This window comes from Neisseria sp. P0017.S009, from assembly GCF_051957375.1.
GTDB classification, from domain to species: domain Bacteria; phylum Pseudomonadota; class Gammaproteobacteria; order Burkholderiales; family Neisseriaceae; genus Neisseria; species Neisseria perflava.
Map to the genome: position 1 here is coordinate 1 of NZ_JBQCWL010000019.1, position 620 is coordinate 620.

A 620-nucleotide genomic window follows, 5' to 3' on the forward strand; every position below is an offset into this window, starting at 1 on the left:
CCTACTTTCACACCGTCGTTGTTCACGGTGGTGTCGCCGGCTTTGACGCTGTCTACCACCAGGTCTTTGTTCAGCTTGACGGTCACTTTATCGTCTTGGGCTTCAGTGGTGATGTTGTCGTCGCCGGCAACGGTCACGGTGGAGCCGAGTTTTTCGATATTGGTGCTGCCGCTGTCGCCGTTGAAGGTCAGGCCTTTGGTGTCAACGGTGGTTTTGGCATCTACACCTTTTTGGATGTCGTCTTTGGTGTCTTGCGCCAAGTCGATGCTGTAGTCGGTCACGTTGTTCGCGTCTTCTGCTGAAGCAGTGACGGTCACTTTGTCCGAACCTGCGCTCGCAGTCGTGCCTTTGGCGTTGACGGTATAGATGTCTTGGCCGTTGGCGCCGGTCGTTTTCACCACGTCTTTGATGTTGGTGCCGGCTGCAACTTCGGTACGGGCAGCGGCGCTTTGCTGTTTCAGCTGGCTGTAGTTGACGGCGTCGGTGTCATCGGTACCGGCGGCAACATTGGTAATCTTGTTGCCGGCGGCATTGATGCCTGACTTGGTCACACTCGGGCCACCGGTAATGGTGAGGCCGTCTGTATTCAGTTTGCTGTCGCCTGCGGTGACGCTGTCAAC

Annotated in this window: 1 pseudogene; it reads right to left on the bottom strand. The window is 56.5% G+C overall.

The window, feature by feature from the left end:
- A pseudogene (locus tag ACTHTG_RS11150) lies at positions 1–620 on the bottom strand (hypothetical protein); the annotation flags it as partial.